Annotated in this window: 22 protein-coding genes; 7 read left to right on the top strand and 15 right to left on the bottom strand. The window is 60.3% G+C overall.

Annotation, left to right across the window (positions count from 1 at the left end; all coding sequences use genetic code 11):
* Window positions 1–189 precede the first annotated feature (189 nt).
* Window positions 190–483 carry an HU family DNA-binding protein gene (locus tag HWX74_RS01305; protein ID WP_176011806.1) on the top strand — a complete coding sequence of 98 codons (294 nt, stop codon included), beginning with the start codon at window positions 190–192 and terminating at the stop codon, window positions 481–483.
* 112 nt (window positions 484–595) lie between these two features.
* Here HWX74_RS01305 and hemW read toward each other — a convergent pair whose 3' ends face one another.
* The 4 genes from hemW to pyrR are packed head-to-tail and all read right to left on the bottom strand — an operon-like array spanning window position 596 to window position 4,500.
* On the bottom strand, window positions 596–1,720 hold the full coding sequence (gene hemW / locus HWX74_RS01300) for a radical SAM family heme chaperone HemW (RefSeq protein WP_176011805.1): 1,125 nt from the start codon (window positions 1,718–1,720) through the stop codon (window positions 596–598).
* Window positions 1,717–3,000: a dihydroorotase gene (locus tag HWX74_RS01295; RefSeq protein ID WP_176011804.1), complete on the bottom strand. Its 1,284-nt coding sequence runs from the start codon at window positions 2,998–3,000 to the stop codon at window positions 1,717–1,719. The genes hemW and HWX74_RS01295 overlap by 4 nt, the downstream gene beginning before the upstream one ends.
* On the bottom strand, window positions 2,997–3,923 hold the full coding sequence (locus HWX74_RS01290) for an aspartate carbamoyltransferase catalytic subunit (RefSeq protein ID WP_176014517.1): 927 nt from the start codon (window positions 3,921–3,923) through the stop codon (window positions 2,997–2,999). The genes HWX74_RS01295 and HWX74_RS01290 overlap by 4 nt, the downstream gene beginning before the upstream one ends.
* A 31-nt stretch (window positions 3,924–3,954) precedes the next feature.
* Window positions 3,955–4,500, bottom strand: coding sequence for a bifunctional pyr operon transcriptional regulator/uracil phosphoribosyltransferase PyrR (pyrR, locus tag HWX74_RS01285; protein ID WP_176011803.1), 546 nt, complete (start codon window positions 4,498–4,500; stop codon window positions 3,955–3,957).
* Window positions 4,501–4,692: 192 nt separating this feature from the next.
* Between pyrR and HWX74_RS01280 the strand changes: the two genes are divergently transcribed.
* The 5 genes from HWX74_RS01280 to HWX74_RS01260 are packed head-to-tail and all read left to right on the top strand — an operon-like array spanning window position 4,693 to window position 9,504.
* A complete protein-coding gene (locus HWX74_RS01280) occupies window positions 4,693–5,388 on the top strand; it encodes a 16S rRNA (uracil(1498)-N(3))-methyltransferase (protein WP_176011802.1) in 696 nt (231 codons plus the stop codon).
* Complete coding sequence (locus HWX74_RS01275; RefSeq protein WP_176011801.1) at window positions 5,385–6,734, top strand: LysM peptidoglycan-binding domain-containing protein; 1,350 nt, start codon at window positions 5,385–5,387, stop codon at window positions 6,732–6,734. Before HWX74_RS01280 ends, HWX74_RS01275 begins: the two co-directional genes overlap by 4 nt.
* Window positions 6,735–6,746: 12 nt before the next feature.
* On the top strand, window positions 6,747–7,307 hold the full coding sequence (locus HWX74_RS01270) for an ABC-type transport auxiliary lipoprotein family protein (RefSeq protein WP_176011800.1): 561 nt from the start codon (window positions 6,747–6,749) through the stop codon (window positions 7,305–7,307).
* Window positions 7,304–8,200 carry an endonuclease/exonuclease/phosphatase family protein gene (locus tag HWX74_RS01265; protein WP_176011799.1) on the top strand — a complete coding sequence of 299 codons (897 nt, stop codon included), beginning with the start codon at window positions 7,304–7,306 and terminating at the stop codon, window positions 8,198–8,200. The genes HWX74_RS01270 and HWX74_RS01265 overlap by 4 nt, the downstream gene beginning before the upstream one ends.
* A gap of 29 nt (window positions 8,201–8,229) precedes the next feature.
* On the top strand, window positions 8,230–9,504 hold the full coding sequence (locus HWX74_RS01260; RefSeq protein ID WP_176011798.1) for an acetylxylan esterase: 1,275 nt from the start codon (window positions 8,230–8,232) through the stop codon (window positions 9,502–9,504).
* 132 nt (window positions 9,505–9,636) lie between these two features.
* Here the strand turns inward: HWX74_RS01260 and HWX74_RS01255 are convergent, their stop codons facing one another.
* Window positions 9,637–10,248: a 2-dehydro-3-deoxy-6-phosphogalactonate aldolase gene (locus HWX74_RS01255; RefSeq protein WP_176011797.1), complete on the bottom strand. Its 612-nt coding sequence runs from the start codon at window positions 10,246–10,248 to the stop codon at window positions 9,637–9,639.
* Between the two features lie 23 nt (window positions 10,249–10,271).
* Window positions 10,272–11,360: a sugar kinase gene (locus tag HWX74_RS01250; RefSeq protein WP_176011796.1), complete on the bottom strand. Its 1,089-nt coding sequence runs from the start codon at window positions 11,358–11,360 to the stop codon at window positions 10,272–10,274.
* Window positions 11,361–11,453: 93 nt separating this feature from the next.
* Between HWX74_RS01250 and HWX74_RS01245 the strand changes: the two genes are divergently transcribed.
* Window positions 11,454–12,212, top strand: a complete 759-nt coding sequence (locus HWX74_RS01245; RefSeq protein ID WP_176011795.1) for an IclR family transcriptional regulator — start codon at window positions 11,454–11,456, stop codon at window positions 12,210–12,212.
* A 20-nt stretch (window positions 12,213–12,232) separates the two neighbouring features.
* Here HWX74_RS01245 and HWX74_RS01240 read toward each other — a convergent pair whose 3' ends face one another.
* The 9 genes from HWX74_RS01240 to HWX74_RS01200 all read right to left on the bottom strand — a co-directional run bounded on the left by HWX74_RS01240 (window position 12,233) and on the right by HWX74_RS01200 (window position 24,883).
* Entirely contained in the window at window positions 12,233–13,327 is a 1,095-nt protein-coding gene (locus HWX74_RS01240; protein ID WP_176011794.1) for a hypothetical protein, read from the bottom strand.
* Between the two features lie 121 nt (window positions 13,328–13,448).
* Window positions 13,449–14,993, bottom strand: a complete 1,545-nt coding sequence (locus HWX74_RS01235; protein ID WP_176011793.1) for a hypothetical protein — start codon at window positions 14,991–14,993, stop codon at window positions 13,449–13,451.
* A gap of 224 nt (window positions 14,994–15,217) precedes the next feature.
* Window positions 15,218–17,110, bottom strand: a complete 1,893-nt coding sequence (locus HWX74_RS01230; protein ID WP_176011792.1) for a hypothetical protein — start codon at window positions 17,108–17,110, stop codon at window positions 15,218–15,220.
* Window positions 17,111–17,217: 107 nt separating this feature from the next.
* On the bottom strand, window positions 17,218–17,919 hold the full coding sequence (locus HWX74_RS01225; RefSeq protein WP_176011791.1) for a type II secretion system protein: 702 nt from the start codon (window positions 17,917–17,919) through the stop codon (window positions 17,218–17,220).
* A 205-nt stretch (window positions 17,920–18,124) separates the two neighbouring features.
* The gene (locus HWX74_RS01220) at window positions 18,125–19,228 is read right to left on the bottom strand and encodes a GntR family transcriptional regulator (RefSeq protein ID WP_176011790.1); all 1,104 of its coding nucleotides are present in this window, start codon (window positions 19,226–19,228) and stop codon (window positions 18,125–18,127) included.
* 531 nt (window positions 19,229–19,759) lie between these two features.
* Complete coding sequence (locus tag HWX74_RS01215; RefSeq protein WP_176011789.1) at window positions 19,760–20,179, bottom strand: pyridoxamine 5'-phosphate oxidase family protein; 420 nt, start codon at window positions 20,177–20,179, stop codon at window positions 19,760–19,762.
* 166 nt (window positions 20,180–20,345) lie between these two features.
* On the bottom strand, window positions 20,346–21,473 hold the full coding sequence (locus HWX74_RS01210; RefSeq protein ID WP_217704814.1) for an Ldh family oxidoreductase: 1,128 nt from the start codon (window positions 21,471–21,473) through the stop codon (window positions 20,346–20,348).
* A 147-nt stretch (window positions 21,474–21,620) separates the two neighbouring features.
* The gene (locus HWX74_RS01205) at window positions 21,621–22,391 is read right to left on the bottom strand and encodes a glycerophosphodiester phosphodiesterase family protein (RefSeq protein ID WP_176011788.1); all 771 of its coding nucleotides are present in this window, start codon (window positions 22,389–22,391) and stop codon (window positions 21,621–21,623) included.
* Complete coding sequence (locus tag HWX74_RS01200) at window positions 22,388–24,883, bottom strand: DUF4091 domain-containing protein (protein WP_176011787.1); 2,496 nt, start codon at window positions 24,881–24,883, stop codon at window positions 22,388–22,390. Before HWX74_RS01200 ends, HWX74_RS01205 begins: the two co-directional genes overlap by 4 nt.
* Between the last annotated feature and the right edge of the window lie 3 nt (window positions 24,884–24,886).

Below are 24,886 nucleotides of genomic sequence, written 5' to 3'. Positions count from 1 at the left end.
GTTTTTTCTTGCTTTTACGCCGGTTTTTATCGTTAATCTCCTTGAGTTTAGCGCAATAGGATATATATTGTAAAAATGCATGGGCAATCGTGCCGGCACGGGCGGAAGATTGTTCAAGGCGGATTCGGGCATGATTCGTAATAATCAGTTCAAGTTCATTTTGAAATTAATAATGCACAGGAGAAGAAAATGTCTTTGACCAAACGGGAAATCGCCATCGAAGTTGCCAAGGCTACCGGAATCACCCAACCGGAAGCGATGGCCGCGGTTCAAGCCACCCTGGATTGCATCGCCGAGGAGATGGCCAACGGCGGCAATGTCGAGTTGCGTAATTTCGGCGTTTTCGAGATCAAGAAAACCAAAAGCCGGGTCGGCCGCAATCCGAACAAACCGCAGGATGAAGTCATCATCCCGGAACGGACGATTGTCAAATTCCGGGCGGGCAAGGAATTGAAAGCCAGAGTGGAAAAACTCGGCAAATAATCCCGGGCATTTACAGAGCAGGCTGCCGGAAGTTGTCGCTGACTTTCGGCAGTTTTTTTGTATCGTCAATTGAAAAAAAAGTGACGGAGCCAGGCGGGATTGTAAGGCGTTTCTACAGTAATTCAGCGGCGATGCTGTTCCAGAATTGCAGTCCGAATTCGGTCAATTTGATCGAGTCGGCGGTAATTTCCAGCGTACCGGGATAGCACTTGAGCAACTCTTCGCACTTCTGCTGCATGACCGACCAGTCGCAGGGATGAATTTCCTGCAATGGCACTGCGTCGAAACTTTCTTGATTCCAGCCGTCGGTGGTGCGCAGTTGAATGGCGAACAGTTCGTTCCAGCGCCGCGCGGGGGGCAGGGGATCCGGGATTGGCGGCGCGCCGTCCAGCCAGCCGGCGAGGGATTCGACCTGGGAAAAGCGTTGACGGCCGTCGAAGCTGGCCGCGGCCGGCCCGAAACCCCGGTAGGGATGGCCGAGCCAAACCCGGGTATTGTGCCGGCAGCGGAACCCGGCAGCGGCGTAATTGGAGATTTCATAACGCGGCAGCCCGGCCGCCTGCAGCAGCTCGCCGGTCTGTTCCCACAATTCGGCTGCCAGTTCATCGGCGCGCTCCGGGTCGAGCGCCGTTTCCGGCGCTTCGCCGAGCAACGTGTTTTCTTCCGGCGTCAGCGCATAGCAGGACAGATGGCGGACGCCGCACGCCAGCGCGGTTTCCAGATCCCGGCGCCAGGCGTCGGCGGTTTGGCCGCGTAATCCGTAAATGAGATCGCAGTTCAGATTGTCGATGCCGAGCGCCTGAAACATGGCGAAGGCCCGGAAGATATTCTGCTGGGAGGCCTGCCGGCCGAGTTTGTGCCGCCAGCACGGTTGAAACGATTGGACGCCGAGACTGATGCGGTTGCAGAGTGCGCCGATGTGTTCGCATTTTTCCGGCGTCAACGTTTCCGGATTGCACTCGATGGAAATTTCCGTCGTCTCCGCCAGCGGCAAATGGCGGGTCAGCAGCCGGAACAATTGCCGCAGTTGCCGGTCGTCGAGCAGCGAAGGGGTGCCGCCGCCGAGATACAGACTCTGCAGCGGCCGGGAAAATTCACTTCCGGCCAGATCCCGCTCCAGCTTGGCGAGATAGGCGGCGATGACCGTTTCATCCACTGCCGTCGTCGAATAAAAGGCGCAATAGGCGCACTTGCTCCGGCAGAACGGCACATGGATGTAAACGTCGGCGCAATTCATGCCAGGTTGTTGTAAACCAGCCGGCCGCAGACGATGGTGGCTTTCGCCCTGCCTTTGACCTTCCGGCCGTGGAACGGCGTATTGCGCGATTTGGACTGGAAGGTGTCCGCATCGATTTCATATTCGCAATCCGGATCGAAGATGGTGACGTCGGCCGGGTTGCCGACCGCCAGCGAATTGTGTTCGAAGCCGAGCACTTCGCAGGGGCCGACGGTGAATTTGGCGATCAGCTCGGACAACGACAGGATGCCAGTGTGGTACAGCTCCGTCAGCGTGATCGGCAGCGCGGTTTCCAAACCGATGATGCCGAACGGCGCATCGTCGAATTCCACCAGCTTGGCGGTCGCGGTGTGCGGCGCGTGGTCGGTGGCGATGACGGTGATCGTCCCGTCGGCCAGGCCGGCCAGCAGCGCCTGGCGGTCCTCTTCCGAGCGCAGCGGCGGATTCATCTTGTAATTGGTGTCGAACCGTTTGATGCATTCGTCGGTCAACGCAATGTGGTGCGGCGTCACTTCGCCGGTCAGGCGGATGCCGTTGCGGCGGGCGGTCCGCAGGATGTTGACGCTTTCGGCGGTACTGATGTGCTGCAGATGAATTTTCCAATCGGTCATCCGGGCCAGGATGGCATCGCGGCTGACCATCAATTCTTCCGCCGCGCCGGGCATGCCGTTCATGCCCAGCAGGACCGACCATTTGCCTTCGTGCATGACGCCGTCGCCTTTGAGGTAATTGTCTTCGCAGTGATCGAGAATCGGCAACTGGAACGACCTGGCGTATTCGACGACATGGCGCATCAGGTCGTGATTCTGGATGCAGCGGCCGTCATCGCTCAAGGCGGCGACGCCGGCGGCTTTCAACGCGCCGATCGGCGCCATCTCCTCGCCGGCGAAGCTCTTGGTCATGCAGCCGCAGGGGTGCACTTTGACCACGGCGTCGGTGGCGATGTGCCGGCGGAGGTATTCGATCTGGCCGGAGTTGTCGGCGGCCGGATTGGTATTGGGCATCGGGACGATGGCGGTGAAGCCGCCGGCGGCGGCAGCCCGGGTGCCGGTGGCGATGGTCTCCGCCGCCGTGTTGCCCGGCTGACGCAGGTGGACGTGCAAATCGATGAAGCCCGGCGCGACGACCAGACCGGTCAAATCCAGTTCGGTCGGGTCGAGGACCGCGTCCGGTTCGACGATGACGCCGTCCATGATGCCGATGTCCATCACCCGGTCGATCTGGCGGAACGGATCGATGACCCGGCCGCCACGGAGAATATAATTGGTTCTGTCAATCATTTGTTACACATTCCTGCTACGAGAAACAGCACCGCCATGCGGACGGCGAGACCGTTGGTTACCTGTTCGAGAATGACCGACTGCGGGCCGTCGGCGATGGCGGAGGAGATTTCGACGTCGCGGTTGATCGGGCCGGGATGCATGATCAATGTGTCCGGCCGGAGGTATTTGATCGTTTCCGGGTTCAAGCCGAAAAACCGGGCGTATTCGCCGGTGCTCGGAAAGAAGCCGGCATTCTGGCGTTCGTGCTGAATGCGCAGGATGTTGACGACGTCGGCGCCGGTAAAGGCGTCTCTGAGGTCATGGCAAACCCGGACGCCGATGCTTTCGAATTCGCGCGGCACCAGCGTGGCCGGGCCGGCCAGCGTCACATTGGCGCCGAGCTTCAGCAGGCCCCACATGTTGCTGCGCGCCACCCGGCTGTGGAGAATGTCGCCGACGATGGTGACGTTCAGGCCGGCGATGGCGCCGCGTTTTTGCCGGATGGTGAAGATATCGAGCAGCGCCTGGGTCGGATGGCTGTGGGCGCCGTCTCCGGCGTTGACGACGCCGCACTGCACGTTTTTGGCGATGAAGGCGTGGGCGCCGGGCGCCGAGTGGCGCATCACCAGCAAATCGACCTGCAGCGCCTCAATATTTTTGATGGTGTCGAGCAGCGATTCGCCTTTGCGCAGGCTGCTGGTGCTGGCTTGAATATTGATGATGTCGGCGCTGAGCCGTTGTTCGGCCAGCTCGAAGGAGACGCGGGTGCGGGTGCTCGGCTCGACAAAAAAGTTGACGACGGTCTTGCCGCGCAGTGCCGGAACCTTTTTGACGTTGCGCTCCGACACCTTCTTGAATTCTTCGGCCGTGTCGAGAAGGAAGGTGATCTCCTCGGCGCTCAAGTCATACAGACTGAGCAGGTCTTTTCTCGTCCATTTCATTTCCATGATTGATTCATCCAAACTTGCTTTTTCAGCGCCATTCCACTTCGAAAATGCCGTCCGCTCCGTCGGTTTCGGCGAACTCCACCAGCAGTTTGCGGTCCGGCGGCGCATCGATTTCAATGCCGGCAAAATCCGCCCGGATCGGATATTCCGGCTGGCGGCGGTCGACCAGCACGGCCAGCCGGATCAGCTCCGGGCGTCCGTAATCCGTCACCGCGTCCAGCGCCGCCCGGATGGTTCGGCCCGAGGAGAGCACATCGTCGACCAGGATGATGCGGCTGGCATTCATGTCGAACGGAATGATCGTCTCGTTGATGAGCGGCAAAGCGCTGTGCATGCCGAAATCGTCGCGGTACATCGAAATATCCAGCATTGCCAGTTCCGGCCGGAAGCCGCTTTGTTGTTCGATTGCGTCGCCGAGCCGCCGGGCCAGCGGGACGCCCTGCTTGTAAATGCCGACCAGTGCGAAGGAGTTGGCCGCCGGCGGCTCGAAAGCCTTGATGACCGCCGCTGCCATACGGTCGATGGCCGCCCGGATTTCGGCCGGTTCGCAGATTTTCCGTTTTACCGACATACTTCCTCTCTGAATTTGAAATTTTCCGTATTCTTATAGAAAAATAACGCCAAACCGGCCGCTTGACAAATAACAATTGCCTTTCCGGCGGCAAAAAAACGATTTTCTTTGGTTGCTCTTGCCGATGGTTTGTGATATGGTATAATGCTTCGGAAGTCGAAAAAATCATGACTAATTTTTATTTGGTGAACGATGCATCGTTTTTTTTGTGAAAACATTCCGGCGCCCGGGCAGATGGCAGAATTGCCGGAGCGTGATGCGGCGCACCTCTTCCGGACGCTCCGGGCGGCGCCGGGCGAGGAGATTTCGTTGTTCGACGGCCGCGGCGGTTTTGCCGTCGGAAGGGTGGAAGCCGGCCGGCTGGGCCGGGGGAGCCGGCGCGAGTCGGCCGTTTGTCCGGCGGTGAGGATTCACCTTTACTGTGCGGTGCCGCGCAAGCAGAAGATGGACCAATTGCTCAAACAGCTCGCCGAAATCGGCGTCTGGGAGATCGTTCCGTTGCTGTGCGCCCGCTCGGTCGCCCAGCCGGAAGAGCCGCCGGAGCGCTGGACCGCCCTGCTGGTGGAAGGCTGCAAGCAATCGTGGAATCCCTTTGTGCCGCCGGTCCGGCCGCCGCAGCGGCTGCCGGCGGCGCTGGCCGCCGCGACCCGGGCCGGCGACCGTTGCTTTTTCGGGGCGGTCGACGGCGATATTCAGGCGGCGGCGGTGCCGGCGGCCGGCGATTTGCACTATTTTGTCGGTCCCGAGGGCGGGTTTACCCGGGAGGAGGAGGCGGCGCTGCGCGACGGCGGCGCGGTCGGTATCAAGTTGGCGCCGCATATCTTGCGGGTGGAAACCGCGGCAGCCGGCGGCGCACTGCTGCTGCAATTTCTGGCGATGGCGAAATGAAAAAAAACAATTGGGCGGCGATGGTGCTGGGCGGGGTGATGTTGGCCGGCGTTTGCGGTTGCGATTCCGGCGCCGACTCCCGGCATCCGATCTTCATTCAGGCGGTCAAATTGCGGGAAGCCGGCAAGTACCAGCCGGCCGCCACCGAATTCAAAAATTTCCTGGCCAGCCGGCCGGATTCGGCGGAGGGGCATCTGCAGTTGGCGACTTTGTACGACGAATCGCTGAATATGCCGATGCAGGCGATCTACCACTATCAGGAGTATCTGCGTCTGGCGCCGCAATCCAGCCAGGCGGAGACGGTCAGGCATTGGCAGGAATCGGCGCAGCGGAAATATTTCGACCAGTTGCAGGCCAAATTTCTGCCGGTCAGCGCGGCGACGCTGCAGGACCAGGTGGCGGAGTTCGATCAGGAGCGCGAAACGCTGGCGGCCGAAAACCGGGAGCTGCGCAGCTATATCGAACAGTTGAAAGGGCAGTTGAAGAAACAGAACGACGATCTGAAAAAAGTGCAGCAGGCCCAGCGGAAGCTGCAGCAGGAGCGCGACGGCATCGGCCAGACCCTGGCGGCGGAACGCAACGCCAATCAACTGGAAAGCGGCAATCTGTACCGTCAGATCGAAAGCCTGGAAAAGCAGTTGGCCGAATTGCGGCGCTGGCAGGAGAGTGCCGCCAAAGCGTTGGAGGAGGCGGCCCGTCAGGAGCTGCTGCGTTCGGACGACGGCATCTTGCGTGTTTCGCCGGAGGTTTCCGGCGCGGAAACCGGGGATCTGGTGGCGGAAGCATCCGGCGGCGCGGCGGAGCCGGCGCCGGAAACGGTTCCTGGTGATGCGGCAGCGGAAAAAACGGTGCCGCCGGCCGGGGCGGCGGAGGAAAGACCGGCAAGCGGCGGCGAAGATTTGCAGCCGGTTCAATTGACCCGCCGCCGGGACGGCGGCGAGACGGCGACGCTGGAAGACCGGCCGCTGCCGTTCGGCGGCGAATCCGCCGGGGGGGCCGGTGTGGCAGTGCCGCTCGATGACGATAAGATGGTGTTTGCCCTGCCGCCGGACGAGCAGAACGTCAAGCCGGTCAAAACCGCGGTGCCGGTTGCCGGCGGGCTGCCGGAAGAGACGGCGGCGGTCCCGCCGGTTGAAAAGACGCCGCCGGTGAAAAAGGCGGAGCCGGAAGTCCGGATTCATGAAGTGCAGCCGGGGGATACGTTGAGCGCCATCGCCCGGCGATATTATGGCGCGGCCAGTCGGTACAAGCTGATTCTGACCGCCAATCGGAATGTTTTGAAATCGGAAAACAGCCTGCAGCCCGGCCAGAAATTAATCATTCCGCCGCTGCCGGCCCAGGAGTGAGGAGAATAACAGATGAGACAAGCTGCCGTGGTGGCGTCGGTGGTGTTGGGGATGGCGGCCGGCGGAGGGTGTGCTCTGTGGCCGGAACCTTATCACGAGGTGAGTTACTACGATTGGGAACAACCGAAATTGCCGGATCGTTTCGACGAGGAAGCGGTCAAAGTTTCCGTCGTCAACCGTTCGCCGGCCGGCCAGCGGATGCTGTACCGGGAGGCGGACGGCAAAATCGTCGCCGACGAATACAACAAATGGGTGCAGGCGCCGAATTTGATGCTGGAGCGGTATCTGACCGCCCGGCTGACCGCGGCGGAGTTGCCGGCCGGGACCCGGCTGTATCTGAATTTGCAGCAGTTTGAAATCAATCTGGCGACCGGAGAGGTGACGCTGGCGGTCGATTACCGGATCAAAGACGGGAAGGAACGCAATGGCGTCCTGTCGTTTACGGCGCCGTTTGCGGCGGAAAATCCGGCTGCTTTCGCCGCGGCGTTCGATGGTTGCGCCGGCCGGTTGGCGCAAACGCTGATCGAGGTGATCAAACAGCCGGCGGCGCTGGCCGAAAAGGAAGCGAAATGAAATTGAAATTTTACAGTTGGCTTGCGGCTGTTCTGTTGAGCGGGAGTGTAAGTTCGGCGGCGGCGGAAACGCCGCCGGCCGGCGGGAGGATTGCCGTCGCTTCATTCAATATCCGCTGCCCGGTGGATCCGCCGCCGAACGATTGGGCCAGCCGGTTGCCGCGCATCCGGACGTTGCTGCAAAAATACCGCTGGGATCTGCTGGGGCTGCAGGAGGCGACGGTCGGCCAGTTGAACGATCTGAAGCGAATTTCCCTGTTGGACCCGGAGAGCGGCACCGGCGATTACGACAGTGTCGGCGTCGGCCGCGACGACGGCAGGGAAGCCGGGGAATTTTCCTGTATCCTGTACCGCCGCGACCGGTTCACGCTGCTGGAGGGCGGTACGTTCTGGCTGTCCGAAACGCCGGATGAGCCAGGGACTCGCTCCTGGGATTCCGCCTGCAACCGGGTTTGCTCCTGGGGGAAGTTTTGGGACCGGGAGGCCGGCCGGGTATTTTTCTTTTTCAATACTCATCTGGATCATGTCAGTGCCGAAGCGCGGCAAAACGGCATGAAGCTCATTCTGGAGCGCATCCGGCGGATTGCCGGCGATTTGCCGGTGATCCTGGCCGGCGACTTCAATACCGGTCCGGAAAGCGCGCCGTTCGCGGCGGCGGCGGCGCAATTGAACGATGCGGCGCGACTTTCCCGCGGCGGCCACTCCGGCCCGGAGGTCACTTTCAATGAATTCATTTTCGACCCGGCCGACCGGAAACACAATTTACAGATCGATCATGTGTTTGTTTCGGATGGGGTGGAAGTGCTGACGCACCGGACGGTCGATGATGCGGAGGGGCGACTGTTTGCTTCGGATCATTTTCCAGTCGCCGTCGATTTGATTCTGCCCGAGTGAGAGATTAAACAATAAGGAAGGGATGGCAAATGCTGAGAAAACTGGGGGTGGCGGCGGCGTTGCTGGCCGGTTGCTGGCTGTTGGGTGCGGCGGAATATACGTTGTCGGTCGAGCGGGTGGGGAAGAATGAGCCCTGCCGGACCGGCGAACGGGTGGAATTCGTCGCCCGCGCCCGGGTGGACGGCCAGCCGGTGTCGGAAGGCGTCGTAACTTTTAAATTGACCAATGACGGCCGGGATTTGCTCGGCTGCCGCACGGCGCCGCTGGCGGATGGCGAAGCGCGTGTCGATTTTACGGCTTTGGCGCCGGGCTTTCTCTGGTGCAATGCCGAGTGGAAGCCGGACGAGGGCGAAACCAAAACTGCGCTGGCCGCGGCCGCCTTTTCGCCGGACGAGATCCGGCCGGGCCAGCCGGAACCGGCCGATTTCGATGCCTTCTGGGCGGCCGGGAAGGCGCAGGCGGCTGCCGTCGAGCTCGATCCCGAATTATCTCCGGCGCCGGAATTGTCGACCGATACGCTGGAGGTGTACCGGATCAGTTTCGCCAACATTGAAGATACCCGGCTTTACGGTTTTTTGAGCATTCCGAAAGGGCAAGACGGTCCATTTCCGGCCGTATTGGTCATTCCGGGGGCCAGTCCGGCGGCCAATCAGCCGGGCGGGCATCTGATCGAAGGGGTGATCACGCTCTTCCTGAACGTCCACTCCTATGAACCGGCGCCGATTGGCCAGTCGTCGGATGCGGTGCAGAAAACCGCCTACGGCACCGATGCCTATCAATACATCAATGCCGGGGACAAGGAACATAATTTCTTCCGCCGCGCCTGGCTCGGGATGGATCGGGCCGTTGACTTCCTGCTGCAGCATCCGCAGTTCGACGGCAGGAATCTCGGGGTGTGCGGCTGGAGCCAGGGCGGCGGTTCGACGCTGGCGCTGGCCGGTTTGAACCATCATTTCACTTATGCGGTCGCCAATCAGCCGGCGCTGTGCGATCACGGCGCCTACCGGCAGGGCCGGACGCCGGGCTGGCCATTTTTCGCCGATCAGTTCAATGCCGACCTGGCGGTTATGGAGGCGGTCGGCTATATCGACGCCGCCAGTTTTGCCAAACGCATCCAGTGTCCGACGGTCGTCCTGGTCGGCTGGGTGGATGGCGCCTGCCATCCCGGCAGCGTGATGGCTGCCTACAACAATATTCCCGGCGAAAAGCGGTTGGTGCACGAGCCGGAAGCCTCCCACCATTGGGCCGAGGCTTATAACCAGGCGATTCAGGACATGCTGGAATCGTTCCGGCACAACCGATAAACGAGCGGCCCGGCCGGGATTTTGAAGCGTTTTCGCCCCCGTTTCCTTGATTTTTAACGGAAACGGGGGCAATTGTTTGATCTGACGCGCCGAACCGGTTCGAAGTTTCCGGAAAACCGGCAACCGAATGATTTAAATTTTTTGCCGGAAGATTTCGGCCCGGCAAGCGAGTTCGTCGAGGGTAATGCCGCGCCGGTACAGCGAATTGCCCAGGCCGACGCCGGCGGCGGCTTCCAGCCATTCCGTCAGATTGTCGGCGCCGATTCCGCCGACGGCGATGACCGGCTTGTCGAGCACCGCGTTCAGATCGCGCAGGTAGGCGGCGCCCAGCCGGGCGGCCGGAAAGCATTTCAGGAAATCCGCTCCGGCCCGGATGGCGGTGAATGCCTCGGTCGGGGTCATGAAACCCGGCAGCGTCACCAGTTGCGCCGCCCGGGCGGCCCGGATGACTTCGGGATTGCAGTCGGGGGCGAGAATGAATTCGGCGCCGGCGGCGGCCGCCGCTTTGACTTGTGCAGCGGAGAGGACCGTGCCGGCGCCGACCCGGTAGCGGCGCCGCGGCTCTCCGGCCGCCAGCGAAAGCGAGTGGAGCGCTGCCGGTGAGTTCAGCGGAATTTCCAGCAACCGGAACCCGCGGGCTTCCAGCAGGCGGCAGACCGCGATGATTTCACTGGGGGAAATGTGGCGCAGAATGCCGATCAACGGCTTTTCCGCCAGACATTCGGCAAGTTCTCCTGCAATCATTTTTGTCCTTCCTGCCGGTCGATTCAGCGGCAGACCCGGGAATTGCCGCCGTTCATCAATTGTTCGATTTCGGCTTCGGTGGCCCGGTTGACATCGCCGGTGAAGCTGTGCTTGAGGCAGCCGGCGGCGATAGCGAAGCCGGCGACTTCGGACAAGCTCCGGTTGGGGCGGCCGAAACGGGCGTGAAGGAGTCCCGCCGCGAAAGCGTCGCCGCCGCCGATCCGGTCGGCCATCTGGCGAAGCTGGTAAGGCTGGAATGAGCCGGTTCCGGCGGTCGGCGCCAGGGCTTCCTCGCCGGTCGTGCCGTCGAGGAGCATGACGCCGAGGTTGTTGTGTTCGGCCGAGAGGGTTTCCCGCATCGGCAGCGCCAGCAGTTGCAGCTGCGGGAAACGTTCCATCAATTGCCGGGCCGTCGACCGGGCGGCTTCCAGGTCGAAACAGTTGTCGGCTTCCGATGGTCGATGGAGCTCGAACAGTTCCCTGGCCTGGGTGACGTTGACGATCAATATCTCCGCCAGCCCGGCCAGTTCGGTCAGATAGTGGCGCGCCAGTTCCTGTGGGGCGCTGCCGTCGCGCCAGCGCCATAATTTCGACCGGTAATTGACATCGCAACTGACGATGATATGGCGCCGCCGCGCTTCCCCGGCCAGCGCCAGCGTCGAACGGCAGGCATTTTCCGACAGTCCCGGCGTAATGCCGGTCAGGTGCAGGCAGCCGACGTTGTCGAGCAGCGCGGCAAAATCATATTCCTCCGGCCCGGCCAGAGCGATGGCGGAATACGCGCGGTCATACCAGACCTGCGAGGGGCGGCAGCCGCAGCCGGGCTCGACATAATAGATGCCGAAACGGCCGGCCGGCCGCCGCAGCCATTGCGTTTCCACTCCATAGCCGCGCATCTGTCGTTCCAGCGCATCGGTGAGGGGGTGCGCCGGCAAGGCGGTCAGATAACGCACCGGATTGCCCAGCAGGGCGAGCGACGTGCAGACATTGGCTTCCGCGCCGCCGAAACCGGTCTCCAGATAACCCGGAACAGCCTCTCCCAGCCGTTTGCCGGCCGGGACGTTCAAGCGCAGCATGGTTTCTCCGAAACCGGCAAAGCAACCTTGTAACATATTTGACAAAATCCCATATTATGGTATTGAAATATTATAATATTATAGTATCTTGTCAATATGAAAAATACAAGTCGAAAGTGAAAGAAAAAGATGGTCAAGGACGGCGAAAAAAGTTTGCTGAAACTGCTGCAACTGCTCGAAGCAGTCGGCAGCGCGCCGGAAGGTATCGGCAGCCGGGAGCTGGCGGCGGAATTGGGAATGCCGCCGAGTTCGTTGTTCCGGATGTTGAAATTCCTGACGGCAACCGGATATGCGGCGAAGAACGGCCGGCTTTATACGCTGGGAATCGGCGTGCAGCGGCTCGGCTGGCGGGCGGAAGTTCAGAATCCGCTGCGGACGTTGGCGCTGCCGGCGCTGCAGCGCCTGGCGCGCGAGACCCTGGAGACGGTCCATCTGGCCAAGCTGGATGGCGGCCGGATGATCTATGTGGCGAAAGTGGAAGGCGAACGTGCGTTGCGGATGCGCTCGCTGGTCGGCCGGAGTTCGCCGCTGCACTGTACCGGGATCGGCAAGGCGGTGCTGGCGTTCCTGCCGGAGGATGACCGGCAGCGCCGGTTGAATTCACTGGAATTGAACGCTTATACGCCGGCCACGTTGACTTCCGGAGCGGCATTGCGGCAGGAGCTGGCTGAAATCCGCTGCCGCGGTTATGCCGTGGATGACGAAGAGCATGAAGAGGGCGTCTATTGTGTGGCGGCCCCGGTCCTGAATCGGAACGGCGGCGTAGTCGCCGCGGTCAGCGTCGCCGGCGCGGCACTGTATCTGCGCGGACGGACGGTGGAGTTGGCCGGTCTGGTGGGGGCGGCGGCCCGCGATATCGGAAAAGCGATTGACGGGACCGCCGATTGAACCGGGACGCCGGAAATGTTTCAGGATTCCGGCAGTCTTTCGACGCCCAGGAACCCCTCATGCTGCCAGATTGCGGTATAGCCGTGGTCGGTCAGCAGCCGGAGGCCGGCAGCGATGCGTTCGGCGTGGTCCGGCACGTAGGCCTGATAAAACGGCCAGAAATACTGTTCATGGGTCAGTAAATCCATGTATTCGCCGTTGTCGGCATCGTCGAGCAGCGGACGGAGGGTCGGCTCCACCTGTTCCAGCGGGGTGTTGTTGAAGACGATGTCGTTGCGGGTGAAGACGATGCCGCTGTCGAAATCCATCAGCGCGTCATGGCAGTTCAAATAGGCGCAGCGGGCCTCGTCCAGCCCGTAGCTGACCGCGTAACGCAGATCCTGAAGCTGAAAATAACCGCTCAACGCGGTGACGCCGCAGCGGCGGAGCGCCGGCAGCGCCGAGGGCTGCAATTCGCCCCAGTGCACGATGGTCGGCGGGCACCAGGCCGCTTCGCCGGCAAAGCGGCAGATTTCCCGCCGGATCAATTCGCAATCGGCTTCGATTTGCGCCGCTCCGGCATACTGGTAGGGGCGATCTGGAAATTCCGCTTTGGCATGCCAGGTCATCCGCAGCCAGTCGCTGTTGTCGGCGAATTGCGGCAGCCAGTCGGCCGGCATCTGACTGAGGTTGAAATCGTCTTCGGGGGTGCGGTAGAAGAGGTTCAGCGTGAATTTCACCCCGAATTCGTCGTAAAGCTTTTTCAGTTGCCGCAGATAGAGGTTGTCGAAAAGGGATTTCGGTTTTTCCTGCGCCAGATTGCGCAGGAAAAAGATGTTGTCGTCGATGGAGAAGCGGAAGCGTTTGCAGGAATATTTGTCCCAGACGACCTTGACGGTGTGTTCGGCGCTGCCCTGAAAGCCGGCGGCGACGGCCCGGATGTCGTTTTCGAACCGCATCAACGGCACGGCGGCGAGAAAGTGTTCGCCGTTCCGGCGGGCCGGGATGCCGTTGACGGTGACGGCTGCCCCCAGCGGAGCGGTGCCCCACACTTCAATGGTCAGGCGGTCGGCCGTCTGGCGGCCGTGGCGGTGATTGAGGATAGCGCCATGAAAAGGATGATGAATCTGCAGCATGAAGAGCTTCTCCTTTGGTTCGGTTAGATGAGCAATCGGAGCGGAAACGCTTGGCCGGAAATTAACTTTATTGAGTTTTAATGAAAAAGCAAGCAGGCAATGAAAATTTTTCCGGCGCCGGTCAAGGCGCTGCTTTTCCGGCAACTTTGATCGGCAGTTGCGCCGCGCTGCGGTTCCAGCCGGAATCGATCGCTTGGACGGTCAGCAGATGATCGCCCGGTTCCAGCAGCCGGGTGTCCAACTGAAAATGTTCCGTCGGCGTCTGCGCCAGCAGCCGGTTGTCGACGAACCAGTCATACCGCCGGATCGTCCGTCCGTCGCGCGGCAGCGCCCGGGCGGTGATTTCCACCTTGGGCGCGGTGATGACGGCGTGGAAAGCCGGGGCGAGAATGCGCAGCTCGGGCGCCGGCGCGATAAAATACTTCCAGCACAACGCTTCCGCTTCCGTCACCAGTTGCGCCGCGCCGCTGCCGGGATCGTCGGTTTCCGGACTGCCGTAAAAGGCAAGGCCCGGCATTTCCGGGAAACGTTCCCGGCCGGTACGGATCATCGTTTCGAGTTCCGGCAGGGTCAGAATACGGTCCGGATGATAATTTTCCGGGTTTTCGAAAAAGTCGAACAGCGGAATGGTCTGCTCAATCATGCCGAGCCGTTTGGCATACGCCAGCCGCTCCATCGCTTCCTCCAGCGAAACGCCCCAATCCGGCCGGAAAATCTTATTCAAATGCGATTGGCCTTCCATGATCAGCAGGTCCGGCAGCTTTTGCCGGGTCAGCGGTTCGATCGAATCTTCGCCGCGCCAGTAAACGGCGACGAAAAATTCCGGATGCGCCGTTTTGACCGCCTCGATGGCGCGGATCGACCAGGCGATTTTGTCATTGCGGGCCCGGTTCGGATCTGCCGTTTCGGCGATCTCGGCGCCGGCCCGCCGGGTCCCCTGCCACTCATCGACGTGGACGCCGAGATAGTGCCGGGCGGCATTCTCATAGGATTGGATGAACTCCTCTTCGCTGTTGAGATGAGGATTGTTGGGTCCGTAGAGCCAGGCCAGCGGCAAGGCACCCTGTTCCGGGCGGGCGGCGGCGAAACTTTTCATGTCGGTGGCATGCCAGGTATTGATGAGCCGGCCGGCGTGGGGCGGCGGTCCGCCGGCAAAGATATGAAAGATATAAGGTTCCTTGACCGGCGGCAGCAGCGCGGACGGAAAGCTGCGCAACGTGTGTGCCGGCAATTGCGCCGGCGTCGGCGCTTCGCCGCTCAAGGTCAGCGTCAGGACAAAATCGCTCAATATCCAGTCGGCCGGCGGCGCTTCCGCCGTTCCGGACCGGAGCAGGAAACCGTCGTTGGCGGCGCCGTAGAAAAGAATCCGGTCAACCATCGAAGTGACATCGAACGTCAGGCTTCCGCCGGGTTGCGGCGCGGTTGCGGCGCTGGCCGGCCCGACTTCCGGCCGGAGGGCGTCGTCATTTTCCACCGCCTGAACGCGGCAGCTCAAAGTTGCCTGTTCCAGCCCGGCGAAAGCGGCGGCCGGAATTTCGGCCAGGTCAAAGCGGACGAAATAGCCATCGGCCGTTTTTTCCGCCGTTTCCGACTGTTTCAGTTCCGCCGCGGCCAGCGGCAGAATTAAACTGTAAAGCAGGATTGTCAATCGTTTCAGCTTCGTCATTTGCATCTTTCCTTTGATTACGGCACTCCTGCCGGACGATTCATGATTTGGTTTGATTGTTACTCCACGATTGACAGTTTAGCAGTAGTTCCCGGAAAAATCAATATTTTTTGCTGATATATTTTATGAAAAATAACAAAAATATGGTATAACATATTGTTATATATTACCGGATAAAATAGCGGCGGCGGTGTAAAAAACACGCCGCCGCCAGCGTCGAAATATCAGCGCGCCCGCCCGGCTTCATTGGTCAGAACGAAACACCAGCTGCTGTAAGGCGGCATCAGCAGTTCGGCATTGCCGTCGGCGTCGACGAGCAGGCCGTTGCCGCTGCAGACGGTGTGCTGGTCGCAATACAGGTATTCCACCGGCAGCTCGAAATTGCCGTAGGGCGGCATCGCAAAGGGCTGGACCGACAATTTGACCGACTGCGGCGTTGCCGCGTAATTGACCAGCGAAATCGCCAGCTTGCCGTCGTCGTCGGTGGCGGCCATCGCGTTGAATCGGGCGTTGGCCGGATAGTTTGCCTCCACCCGGGTTTTACCGGCGAAATGCTGCTGGTAAAAAGCGATCATCCGGCCGGCCGGGCGGATGTTGACAAATTTTGCCGAATCTTTGGCCGGCCGCATGCCGGCCTGTACCGCCGAAGCGTCGTCGGGCCCCAGGAAACCGCAGTCGCGCGCCCGGACGTTGTAAAACATGCAGACTTCGGCGCCGCCTTCCACGGCATAATTCAGCGCCAGGGCGTGCCAGGCGCCGATGACCGGTTCGGCCAGCCGCAGGTCGAGCGGATCCCAGGCGTGGAAATTGGGGCCGAGGCTGGTAAGCCAGACCGGAATATCCCGCTTTTGAATGGCCCGGCCCAGCTCGCGGCTGGCTTTCAACTGGGTGCGCACCGCCGCGGTCCGGCTGAACAACTCTTCCAACGGGGTGTCGGCCCGGCCGGTGATAAACATATTCCAGGCGATGAAATCCAGTTCCGGTGCTTCTTCGAGCAGCGCGGCGATGATCGTTTCATTCGGATAACAGTCGACCGGACCGCCGATGACCAGTTCCGGGTTGAATTGTTTCATCTCGCGGATCAGCCGGGCGTAATAGCGGGCAAACTCGGCCGGCTGTTCCCGCCAGTAGCCGCCGCATGGCCATTCGTCGCAGACCACCCAGTTGCGGATGTAATTTTCACCGGCCGGATCGCCGTAGCGCCTGACCAGTTTCATCAGCAATTCGCCGCCGGCGGCCAACTGGGCCTCCGGCGGCGTTTCCCGTCCGGCAAAATCGACCCACCACTGCGGGAATAACATCAAATCGCCGACCTGCCATTGCTGCCGGGCCTGTTGAATGAAAGCATCGATGGCCGCATAATCCCAATCCAGCTCATTCGAGTCGCCATTGGGCTCCGCCGCCAGCAGAATGCCCAGAATGCTGCCGTGAAACAGTGTTTTCATTCCTTCGTCCCAACCGTCACTGTCGACCAGATGACCGGCCGGTCCGTGGGCGTTGGCCGCCGCGATGTAAGGCGAAATTTTTCCCAATTGCCGGTCGGTGGCAATGTCTACTTGAATTTGCGGCAATTCCTGACCGGCAACGGCCTTGCCGGTTTCGCCGGCAGCCTGGGAATGGCCGCGGTAAACCCCGGCGGGGACGAAATCCGGATCGTCGCTGAGAAGCAGGGCGTCGATGCCGGCGAGCGGCGGGAATTGATTGTTTTTATCCGGCAAGGCCTGGATGGAAAAGGTTGAGCCGAGTTCGGCCGCCGCAAACCGGCCGAGATGGAGCCAGCGCCATTCGGCGGTTGGATTGGCTGCGGTGGCTTCGCGGGTCAGGGAAGGGGAGCGCAACGCGACCTCGAGCGCCCGCAGGCAGATCCACAAATCATACGTACGGCCGTCGGCGGGAAAATCACCGGCGATGAGGGTCGCGGCATCCGCCAGCGCCGCCGGTCCGGAAATCCGGCCGATGTATTGGCCGCCGCTGGTGTGGATGTCGTCGCGCAGGGTGAATCTGGCTTCCCGGATGAAGAGCGCTTCCGCTTCCAGCAATCCCTCCGGCCCGCTTCCCGTACATGGCAAAACTGCCGCCAAAAACAAAATCGGCAATAAAAATTTCCATTTCATCATCATTTTTCCTGCATTCTGATTGCTTGCAAATCCGGCGCGGCGGAATCGTGCCGGCGTTTCTTCCCGGAGGGGCGCCGGACGCGGTTCCCGCGTTTATTTCAGTTCGGTTAATTGGTCGTATAGGTCCACATATACCAGACATCGTTCTTGGTGCCGTCCCAGAGGCGTTCGGCGGCGACAGTGGGGCTGGCGAACTGCAAATAGCTTTTGCTCTCGACATGGCCGTCGGTCATGCCGAAGATGCCGTTGGTGCCGTGCGGGTTGGTGGCGGTGTGGTGGTCCTTCTGGCTGTGAATGCGCGCCCAGGCTGGATACCACTTGTAGTTAGCGCCGGTCCCCCAGGCGGCATCCTTGCCGTAATCGGTCAGCATCAGCAACCGGGACGGTTGCGCTGCGGAAGAGAGTTTGTGGGACAACAGGTCGGCCAGTGCTCCATAGGTGGAATGCCAGGCTTCACTCACTTTTTCCGCTTGCGGAGTGGCCGATGGGCAGAAAAACAATCCGGCCGGAACAACGTCGCCGAGCATGCCGCCTTCTTTCGGCGTGCCGCCGAGGTACGGGACGACGACGCCGACCCAGCTCCAATAATTGCCGTAAGAATTTTTCGGCCCACGCAGGTCGGGGAGCCAATCGCCGTTGTCGCCGCTGTACATCGTCATCCCCAGGCACAATTGCTTTTGATTGCTGACACATTTGATGGCCTGTGCCTTGGCTTTGGCCTTGCCGAGCGCCGGCAATAACATGCTGGCAAGAATGGAAATAATAGCAATTACAACGAGAAGTTCTATCAATGTGAAACTTCTTTTCATTTTCTTTTCCTTTCCACTTGGATGTTGTTGAGACGAAAAAATAATAACGGAAAATTCCAATCCCGCTTGGAAACTTGAGACGTTGCGGCAACCTCCTTTCTAGTGTTGTGGTATTGCTGCTTGGCCGCCGGTACCGGACAACCCGCGTTGTGGTGCCGCCGGTACCGGACAATTGGAAAGACGTTCTTGAGCGGCAACCTCCTTTCTATTGCTGCTTGAGTTGAGTATCCGTTGGGGCCGGTCCGGTGGAACTGCCGGGCGTAAGAACGACCTCGGTCCGAAAAATATCGCTGTCCTGCATGCCGGACCGGGCCATTTGAATGGCATGGTCGGCGATACGCCGCATGGTATCCTGCCAGCGAATGTCGATCGTCGTCAGACAAGGATGCAGGAGTTGACTTTGCGGCAGGCCGTCGAAGCCGACCACACTCAAATCCTCCGGAATCTTCAGTCCCAGCTTCGCGGCGGCCTGATAAATGCCCGGCGCGTTGTAATCGTTGCCGATGATCGCAGTGGGACGGGAATGGCGGGGCAGCAGCAACTTGTAGGCCGCCTGATAGCCGCTCTGCGGAGCGAAGCCGCCGAAACGGACCAGGTGGCCGCTGACCGGCAGATTGTTCGCCAGCATAGCGGCATAATAGGAGTCGATGCGCTCCTGCTGGTCGAGCATCTGCCAGCCGTCGTACCCCTGGCCGTGCAGCAGGGCGATGCGGCGATGGCCCAGTTGAAACAGGTGGCCGACGATCTGCCGCATGGCATCGTGGTTGTCGATGATGTAGGCGGCGGCGCTCTCTTCGAGGCAATTCGGATAGAGTTGCAGGAAGGGCAATCCCTGGGCGCGCAGCAGATGTAGAAAGGTAACGTTCGTGCAGCCCAGCAGGATCAGCGTATCCGGATTGTTGTGCATGATCAATTCCCGGAAACCGGAAAGACCGTCGAAATCGCCGTAGGCCAGGATATTGGTGAAGCAATTGCGCCGGTACATCTCCTGCAGCAGAAAATTGGTGATCATGCTGTACAGCGGATTGCTGATTTCGTCTTTTTTCAAGAAGAAGCAAAAGTCGATGCGCAACGGTTTGTTGACCGCATTGACACTGCGGAAGTATCCCCGGCCGCTGATGCGCTCGAGCACGCCTTGCTTACACAGCCGGCTCAAACTGCGGTCCAGGGTGGCCTGGCTGACGCAGAAGCGTTCCATCAAGGAACGGATCGGCGGCAGTTTGCCGGCCGGAGGGAGGGCGAGAACCTCTGATTTCAGCTTTTCGGTGACGATTTCGTATCGGGTTTTGGCTTCGTTCAAAATGGTCATAGTGTGAAATTCGGGTTGTATTGCTTTGTATTGATCTGTATCGATATCCCATGAAGAGAATTATAGCAAAATTTCAGAAAAATGTCAATCCCCTGTCGAAAGAAATTAAGAATTTTTTAGCGCACTGCCACTTTGAGGGATCAAACATAGCCCGCATCGGCGAGCATCCGCCCCGCGTCGCGCCGGTATCGCCTGGTTTCGGCCATCGGCGAAGTCGGTCGAAATCATGAGCGCATACCCGGGAATGTCATTGAAGCTTTTTGAAGAAGAAGAAAGTGTAACGTTTTTATAGACCGGAATTCGCTTCATTTGTTCCGTTAAAATGAAAAATTTACCGAAAATAAATGATCAAAAAAAATTTGCATTTATCCCGGCACTGGTTATAGTAAATTATAGAAAGCAGGTTATTCTCTGAACAATAATGCATCGGGGCCGCAAGGCCTTAATTTAAGTTTTCAGTAGAGAAAATACTACCTGCTTTCTTTTTTTGCTTTGAATTGCCGATTCCGTCAAACATTTCGGCCGGAGGCCTCAGGGGATTGGAAAATTTTCGGAGTGGAAATGCGAGTAATAGCGTCCGTCGCCGGCGGTGAACCTCAGCACACAGTAATCCGGGTCGGCGACTCCCTGTGAATAATACCTGGTATCGCCTTCTTCCCAGATCATCGCTTTGCTGGCATCATCGGTCAGCACTTCCACCCTGCCGCGCAGCATGACGCCGCGAAAGAAACGCCGGTCGCAGAAGTAAAGGCAGCCTTTCGGATTGGCGCGATACTGGGAGACGCGCAGCGAGGAGGTGTTGGTGGAAAAGTAGAAAACCCTGATTCCTTCCCGCTTGCGTGGCGGCAGCATCGCTTTGGTGTTGGGGAAACCGTCTTCATCGAGCGAGGAGAGGAAGGCGACGCCCTGGCTGTCGATCAATTTGCCGATGGTTTGTTCCGGATCTTTCATCGTTGATTGCCTTTGTCTGGTTGATTGTGTCGATCGGATCCCTGAATATAATTGCAGCCGGAGACTTTGCAAGCGGGAAGAAAGCGGCAGGAACGCCGTTTGCCGGTTTTTGGGGAGGGGGCGGCTCGCCGTCAGGTTGGTCGGGCGGCCGCCGGTTTTCAATGCCTCATTCCTGTTCTTGTAGAAACTCGAAATCGTAGCCTTTCAAATCCAGTTCGGCGACCAGGGTGCGGATGTTCTTCTGTAAAGCCGGATTGACCGGGACGCCTTCTTTCAAGCGCCGTTGATAATTCAGGTACTCCTTTTCTCCGGCGGTGTAGATGCGCGGCTGGCCGGGCGCCCGGCGCGAGGCGCGCAATTCGCGCAGAATATCGCCGGCGGTCTTTTTGAAAGTGTCCAGGCCGGTGAAGCATTCGATGTTGATTGCCAGGAAGAAGTGTCCCAGGTGATAAGGCCGTTTGCCGCCGTCGGCGTTGAAACCGAGCAACCCCTTGAGGAAACTGCCCTGCTGCAGCGCCGCCGACAGGATTTCGACCACCGTCGCGTAACCGTAACCCTTGTAGCCGCCGTGTTCCTCGCCGATGCCGCCGAGCGGCGTCAACGCCGCTTTGCCCTTGACCAGGTCGATCAGGATCTGTTCGGTATCGGTGCGGGTTCGGCCGTCCTCGCCGATCACCCAGCCGGGCGGCAGTTCCCTGCCGGCGCGGGCGTACACTTCGATCTTGCCGCGCTGCGAAATGCTGGTGGCGCAGTCGAGCAGGAATGGAAACGGTTCGTCGGTCGGCATGCCGAAGGTCAACGGGTTGGTGCCGAGCATGTTTTCGACGCCGAAAGTCGGGGCGATCGACGGCCGGGCGTTGGTGCCGGTCATGCCGATCATGCCGTGTTCGGCCGCCATCAATGCATAATAGCCGGCGATGCCGTAATGGGTCGAATTGCGCACCGCCGTCATCCCCATGCCGTACTGTTTTGCTTTGTCGATCGCCAACTGCATCGCCTGTCTGGCGATGACCTGGCCCATGCCGTCGTGGCCGTCGATGACTGCAGTGGTCGGGCTTTCGCGGACGATTTCAAACCGGGTGACCGGCTGCTGTATGCCGGCTTTGATCCGGTCGTAATAGATCGGTTTGAGGCGGCCGATGCCGTGCGAATCGATGCCCAGCTTGTCCGCCGTGATCAATACGTCGGCGCAGATTGCCGCATCGGCGGCCGGGACGCCGCTCTTTTCGAAAACTTCACGCATGAAACGCTCCAGCGTCTCAAAGTCGATCCGGTAGGTTTTCTCCATTGCCATGATTTTTCCTGTGAATGAAATGCATTGTAATTGCTCAAAAGCTGCGCGAGCGGTTGACATGTCGACCGGAACAACTTCCGGAGCCGGCCCGCAAGCCTGCCGGTTCCGGAAATGCCCAATCCGGCGGTCTGCCGCAGTGGAAAATCGTTAGACCGCGACCATCGTCGATTCGGCGGCGTGAACCGGCCGCCGCCGGAAATAGTCGCGCAGCATCAGCGCCCGGTTGCTGGTGATCGACTGGACGCCCAGTTCGACGAAATGCTCTGCGCCGGGAATGTCGTCGACGGTCCAGACGTGGAATTCATACCCGGCATTTCGCAATCCGGCGATGAATTTCCGGCTGATCGCCGGTTCGTTGCAGCCGGCGTCGACGCCGTCGGCCCGGATCAGCCGCAGAAGTTCCAGGGTTTCCGGCATGCCCGGCCCGAGGTTGCCGTCGCCGGCCAGCCACAGGGTCTTGATTTCCGGCATCCACTGTTTGGCTTTGTACAGCAATATGCCGTCGAATCCGAGGAAACGCAGTTGGCGCGGATCGACCGCCGCATGATCCAGCAGTCGTTTCAGGTGCGGCAGCAGCCGGTGCTCCCGCCCTTTGAGTTCGATGAAAAATAGCTGGCCGGGGCGCAACATGGCGAGGACTTCCGCCAGCCGCGGAATGTGTTCCGCCGGGTAATGTCCCGGTTCCTTGTCGTTCAGCACCAGGGTTTGCAGTTCGGCATAGGTCCGTTCCGGAATATACCAGTTCTGACCGGTCAGATAACCGGAAAAATCATCATGGAAGCAGATGATTTCGTTGTCGGCGGTGATCCGGATATCGGTTTCAAGGCCGTCGCTGTTGCCGTCGATCGCCAGTCGGAATGCCGCCATCGAGTTGTCCGGCGCCGCGAACGATTCGCCTTTGTGAGAGATGAATTTCATTTTGATTGGTTTCCCGGGGTTGGGAGTTGCGGAGTCTGTTCGATCAGCGTCGCCAGGGTGTGGCGATAACGGTATACCGTTTCCGGATCATCGGTATAGCGGGTCAGCGAGGCGACCACTTCATCCGGTACCGCCAGGACTGTTTCGGCGGCCTCGATCCATTCCGCCGCTTCGATTCCGGCCGCCTTGACTGCCGCCAGCCGTTCGCGCAGCAAATGATCGTAGGCGTAATCTTCCAATCCGTCGCGGAAGTTTTCCAGCCGGATCGTCGCCAGCGGGGTGCCGTCCGGCCCCGGACAGGTCCAGCTGCCGTCGCCGTGATAGTCGTGGAAGCTGCGCGGGTCCCAGTCGGTGAACGGACCGGCGGTGATCGGTTTCTCATTGTTCCACAACGAAACCTGGTAATACAGGAAGCCGTCCGGCCGGTATTTGGCACTCATCGCTCCGAGCAGCAGCCGGCCGTCGATCGCCGGTGATTCGACGAAAAAGTTCGCGTATGGCGTCACCGGGGCCAGACAGATGTAAAACCAGACTTGTTTGCCGGCCTGCCGGGCCTTCTCCGCCTTGTCCGGATCGTATTTCGGCGTCAAAGGGCAGAACCAGTCGAAGGAAGCGAGCCGGCCGTCCAGTCCGTAATTTTCGTCGTAGGCGGTGGTAAACAGCGGCACATCCGGAAATTCCCGCTTCAGGATCGCCGCCGCCCGTTCGACGCGTTCGAACAGCTCCGGTTTGACTTCGTCGCAGCCGTACAAATAAGCATGGTCCAGCAAGCCGAGTTCCCTGGCCCGTTGATAACGCGACCGGAGGCGTTCGAGCGTCGACTGCATGCCGTAGTCGTCGGCCGGGTCGTCGCTGGCCGGACCGAAATACCCCAGGTTGAACTTGCCGAGCCGGCCCTGTTTTTTCAATTCGGCCAGAATGGCAAAGTCCGGTTCCCAGCCGGCGTATTCATACAGACTGTCATAGGTGATGCCGTAATCCGCCAGCATGGCCGCCCATTCCGGCCGGTGACGCTTCCAGGCGTTGCCGGGGTAATCCGGATTCTGGCGCCAGCGCGCCAGAATATCGGCCGTTGCCGGCGTCGGAATGTCTTTGCCGAAAAACGTGATCGCCGTCGCCAGCGGCAGGGCTTTCGGCAAAGTGAAATCGTATACGGTGACGATCAACGGCACCTGGAACGCAGTTTTTCCGTTGATGATGACACGTGCCTCGCCGCGGTATTCGCCGGCCGGCTGATTTTCCGGCACCGCGAGACGCAGCCAGAAGGCCTGCGCCGTGCCGCGGCGGACCGGCACCGTGTCCAGAAACGGCAGCAGTACGTCCGGCCAGAAACCGAGATACGGCGAACCGGAAGGCGGCGTCTGCTTCGTTTCCACGTAACCGACCGGTATGACGGTGATGCCGTCCGGCCAATCGTGCCTGCCGTCCGACAACGCCGATACCGTCACCGTTACTCCGGCCAGATCGCTGCCGGTCGGCAGAACGATCAATTGCGACGCTTCGCGTTCGTTGCGGGCTGCCGCCAACCGCAGTGGCCCGGTCACCGGTTGGAAGTTCGCCGCCTGCGGCAGTACTTTTTCCATTGAGCTGGCCCGGCCGAGCACCACATCGGGCGCGGTCGAGCCCGATTCCGTCCGGTATGCTTCGAAATCCATCAAAGTGCGGTATTGCCGGACAAGCGCCCGCCGGCGGACCCCGGAGAGCAGTTCGGCGATCAAAGCTTCGCCGCAATCGCCGTCCAGTTCCAGCTCCGCCAGATAAGCGTCGCGCTGTTCCAGCCAGTAATTCCGCACCGCCGGCGGCAGTTGCTCCTCGTCCAGAGCCGTCAATTCCGCGCGGATCGCCGCCGATTGGCGGGCAAACCGCTGCTGCAGCAACTCTTTCGTCTTCCGGCGATAGGCGGCAGATGTTTCCGGCAGCGGTTCTCCCGGTTCCAGCAGCGTGATCGCGTCAAGGTAAAAGGTCAGGTCGGCCGGCGGGTTCTCGCTGTAGCAATGCAGCACGGCGATATCCCGCCCATCGATGCCTTTGTCCGCCAGTGCCGCCGGCAGCGGCAGCACCAACTGCTTGGCGGCGTAGGCGCCGATCGCATCGAGATAGCGTGCTCCCTGCCGCAGCGGCCGTTGCGAGTCGCAGAGGAAGACATTGAACGGCATCGTCGCGGCGCTGTCGTTGAATACTTCGATGACCAGCCGGTCGTATTTCGACCAGTCCGGCCGGGGTACCCGTGCTTCGAACGACGGCCAGCTCGATTGCTGGTCATGCTCCCCGGGACGCCAGGCCGGCGTGGTAAAACAGAGCGCCGCATCCCCCGCTGCCGCCAGTGCCGTCGAACGCTGCAATTCGCCGTCCGGCGTATTGCATTTCCACGCCTCGAGCGCGTCGGGTGACTCGAAGTCGAACAGCACTTCGGCGCCGGGCAGCGGTCCCGCTGCCGCCAGTAACAGCAGCAGGAATGCATCAAACTTGAAGCGGATTCGGTTCTTCCACATGGC

The sequence above is a fragment of the Victivallis sp. Marseille-Q1083 genome (assembly GCF_903645315.1).
Taxonomy (GTDB): domain Bacteria; phylum Verrucomicrobiota; class Lentisphaeria; order Victivallales; family Victivallaceae; genus UMGS1518.
This window is presented reverse-complemented; position numbering and strand designations above follow the sequence as displayed.

Excerpts from the sequence above, each read along its gene's own strand:
- HWX74_RS01305 (WP_176011806.1), top strand. The coding sequence starts at position 190 with ATGTCTTTGACCAAACGGGAAATCGCCATCGAAGTTGCCAAGGCTACC.
- hemW (WP_176011805.1), bottom strand. The coding sequence starts at position 1,720 with ATGAATTGCGCCGACGTTTACATCCATGTGCCGTTCTGCCGGAGCAAG.
- HWX74_RS01295 (WP_176011804.1), bottom strand. The coding sequence starts at position 3,000 with ATGATTGACAGAACCAATTATATTCTCCGTGGCGGCCGGGTCATCGAT.
- HWX74_RS01290 (WP_176014517.1), bottom strand. The coding sequence starts at position 3,923 with ATGAAATGGACGAGAAAAGACCTGCTCAGTCTGTATGACTTGAGCGCC.
- pyrR (WP_176011803.1), bottom strand. The coding sequence starts at position 4,500 with ATGTCGGTAAAACGGAAAATCTGCGAACCGGCCGAAATCCGGGCGGCC.
- HWX74_RS01280 (WP_176011802.1), top strand. The coding sequence starts at position 4,693 with ATGCATCGTTTTTTTTGTGAAAACATTCCGGCGCCCGGGCAGATGGCA.
- HWX74_RS01275 (WP_176011801.1), top strand. The coding sequence starts at position 5,385 with ATGAAAAAAAACAATTGGGCGGCGATGGTGCTGGGCGGGGTGATGTTG.
- HWX74_RS01270 (WP_176011800.1), top strand. The coding sequence starts at position 6,747 with ATGAGACAAGCTGCCGTGGTGGCGTCGGTGGTGTTGGGGATGGCGGCC.
- HWX74_RS01265 (WP_176011799.1), top strand. The coding sequence starts at position 7,304 with ATGAAATTGAAATTTTACAGTTGGCTTGCGGCTGTTCTGTTGAGCGGG.
- HWX74_RS01260 (WP_176011798.1), top strand. The coding sequence starts at position 8,230 with ATGCTGAGAAAACTGGGGGTGGCGGCGGCGTTGCTGGCCGGTTGCTGG.
- HWX74_RS01255 (WP_176011797.1), bottom strand. The coding sequence starts at position 10,248 with ATGATTGCAGGAGAACTTGCCGAATGTCTGGCGGAAAAGCCGTTGATC.
- HWX74_RS01250 (WP_176011796.1), bottom strand. The coding sequence starts at position 11,360 with ATGTTACAAGGTTGCTTTGCCGGTTTCGGAGAAACCATGCTGCGCTTG.
- HWX74_RS01245 (WP_176011795.1), top strand. The coding sequence starts at position 11,454 with ATGGTCAAGGACGGCGAAAAAAGTTTGCTGAAACTGCTGCAACTGCTC.
- HWX74_RS01240 (WP_176011794.1), bottom strand. The coding sequence starts at position 13,327 with ATGCTGCAGATTCATCATCCTTTTCATGGCGCTATCCTCAATCACCGC.
- HWX74_RS01235 (WP_176011793.1), bottom strand. The coding sequence starts at position 14,993 with ATGACGAAGCTGAAACGATTGACAATCCTGCTTTACAGTTTAATTCTG.
- HWX74_RS01230 (WP_176011792.1), bottom strand. The coding sequence starts at position 17,110 with ATGATGAAATGGAAATTTTTATTGCCGATTTTGTTTTTGGCGGCAGTT.
- HWX74_RS01225 (WP_176011791.1), bottom strand. The coding sequence starts at position 17,919 with ATGAAAAGAAGTTTCACATTGATAGAACTTCTCGTTGTAATTGCTATT.
- HWX74_RS01220 (WP_176011790.1), bottom strand. The coding sequence starts at position 19,228 with ATGACCATTTTGAACGAAGCCAAAACCCGATACGAAATCGTCACCGAA.
- HWX74_RS01215 (WP_176011789.1), bottom strand. The coding sequence starts at position 20,179 with ATGAAAGATCCGGAACAAACCATCGGCAAATTGATCGACAGCCAGGGC.
- HWX74_RS01210 (WP_217704814.1), bottom strand. The coding sequence starts at position 21,473 with ATGGCAATGGAGAAAACCTACCGGATCGACTTTGAGACGCTGGAGCGT.
- HWX74_RS01205 (WP_176011788.1), bottom strand. The coding sequence starts at position 22,391 with ATGAAATTCATCTCTCACAAAGGCGAATCGTTCGCGGCGCCGGACAAC.
- HWX74_RS01200 (WP_176011787.1), bottom strand. The coding sequence starts at position 24,883 with ATGTGGAAGAACCGAATCCGCTTCAAGTTTGATGCATTCCTGCTGCTG.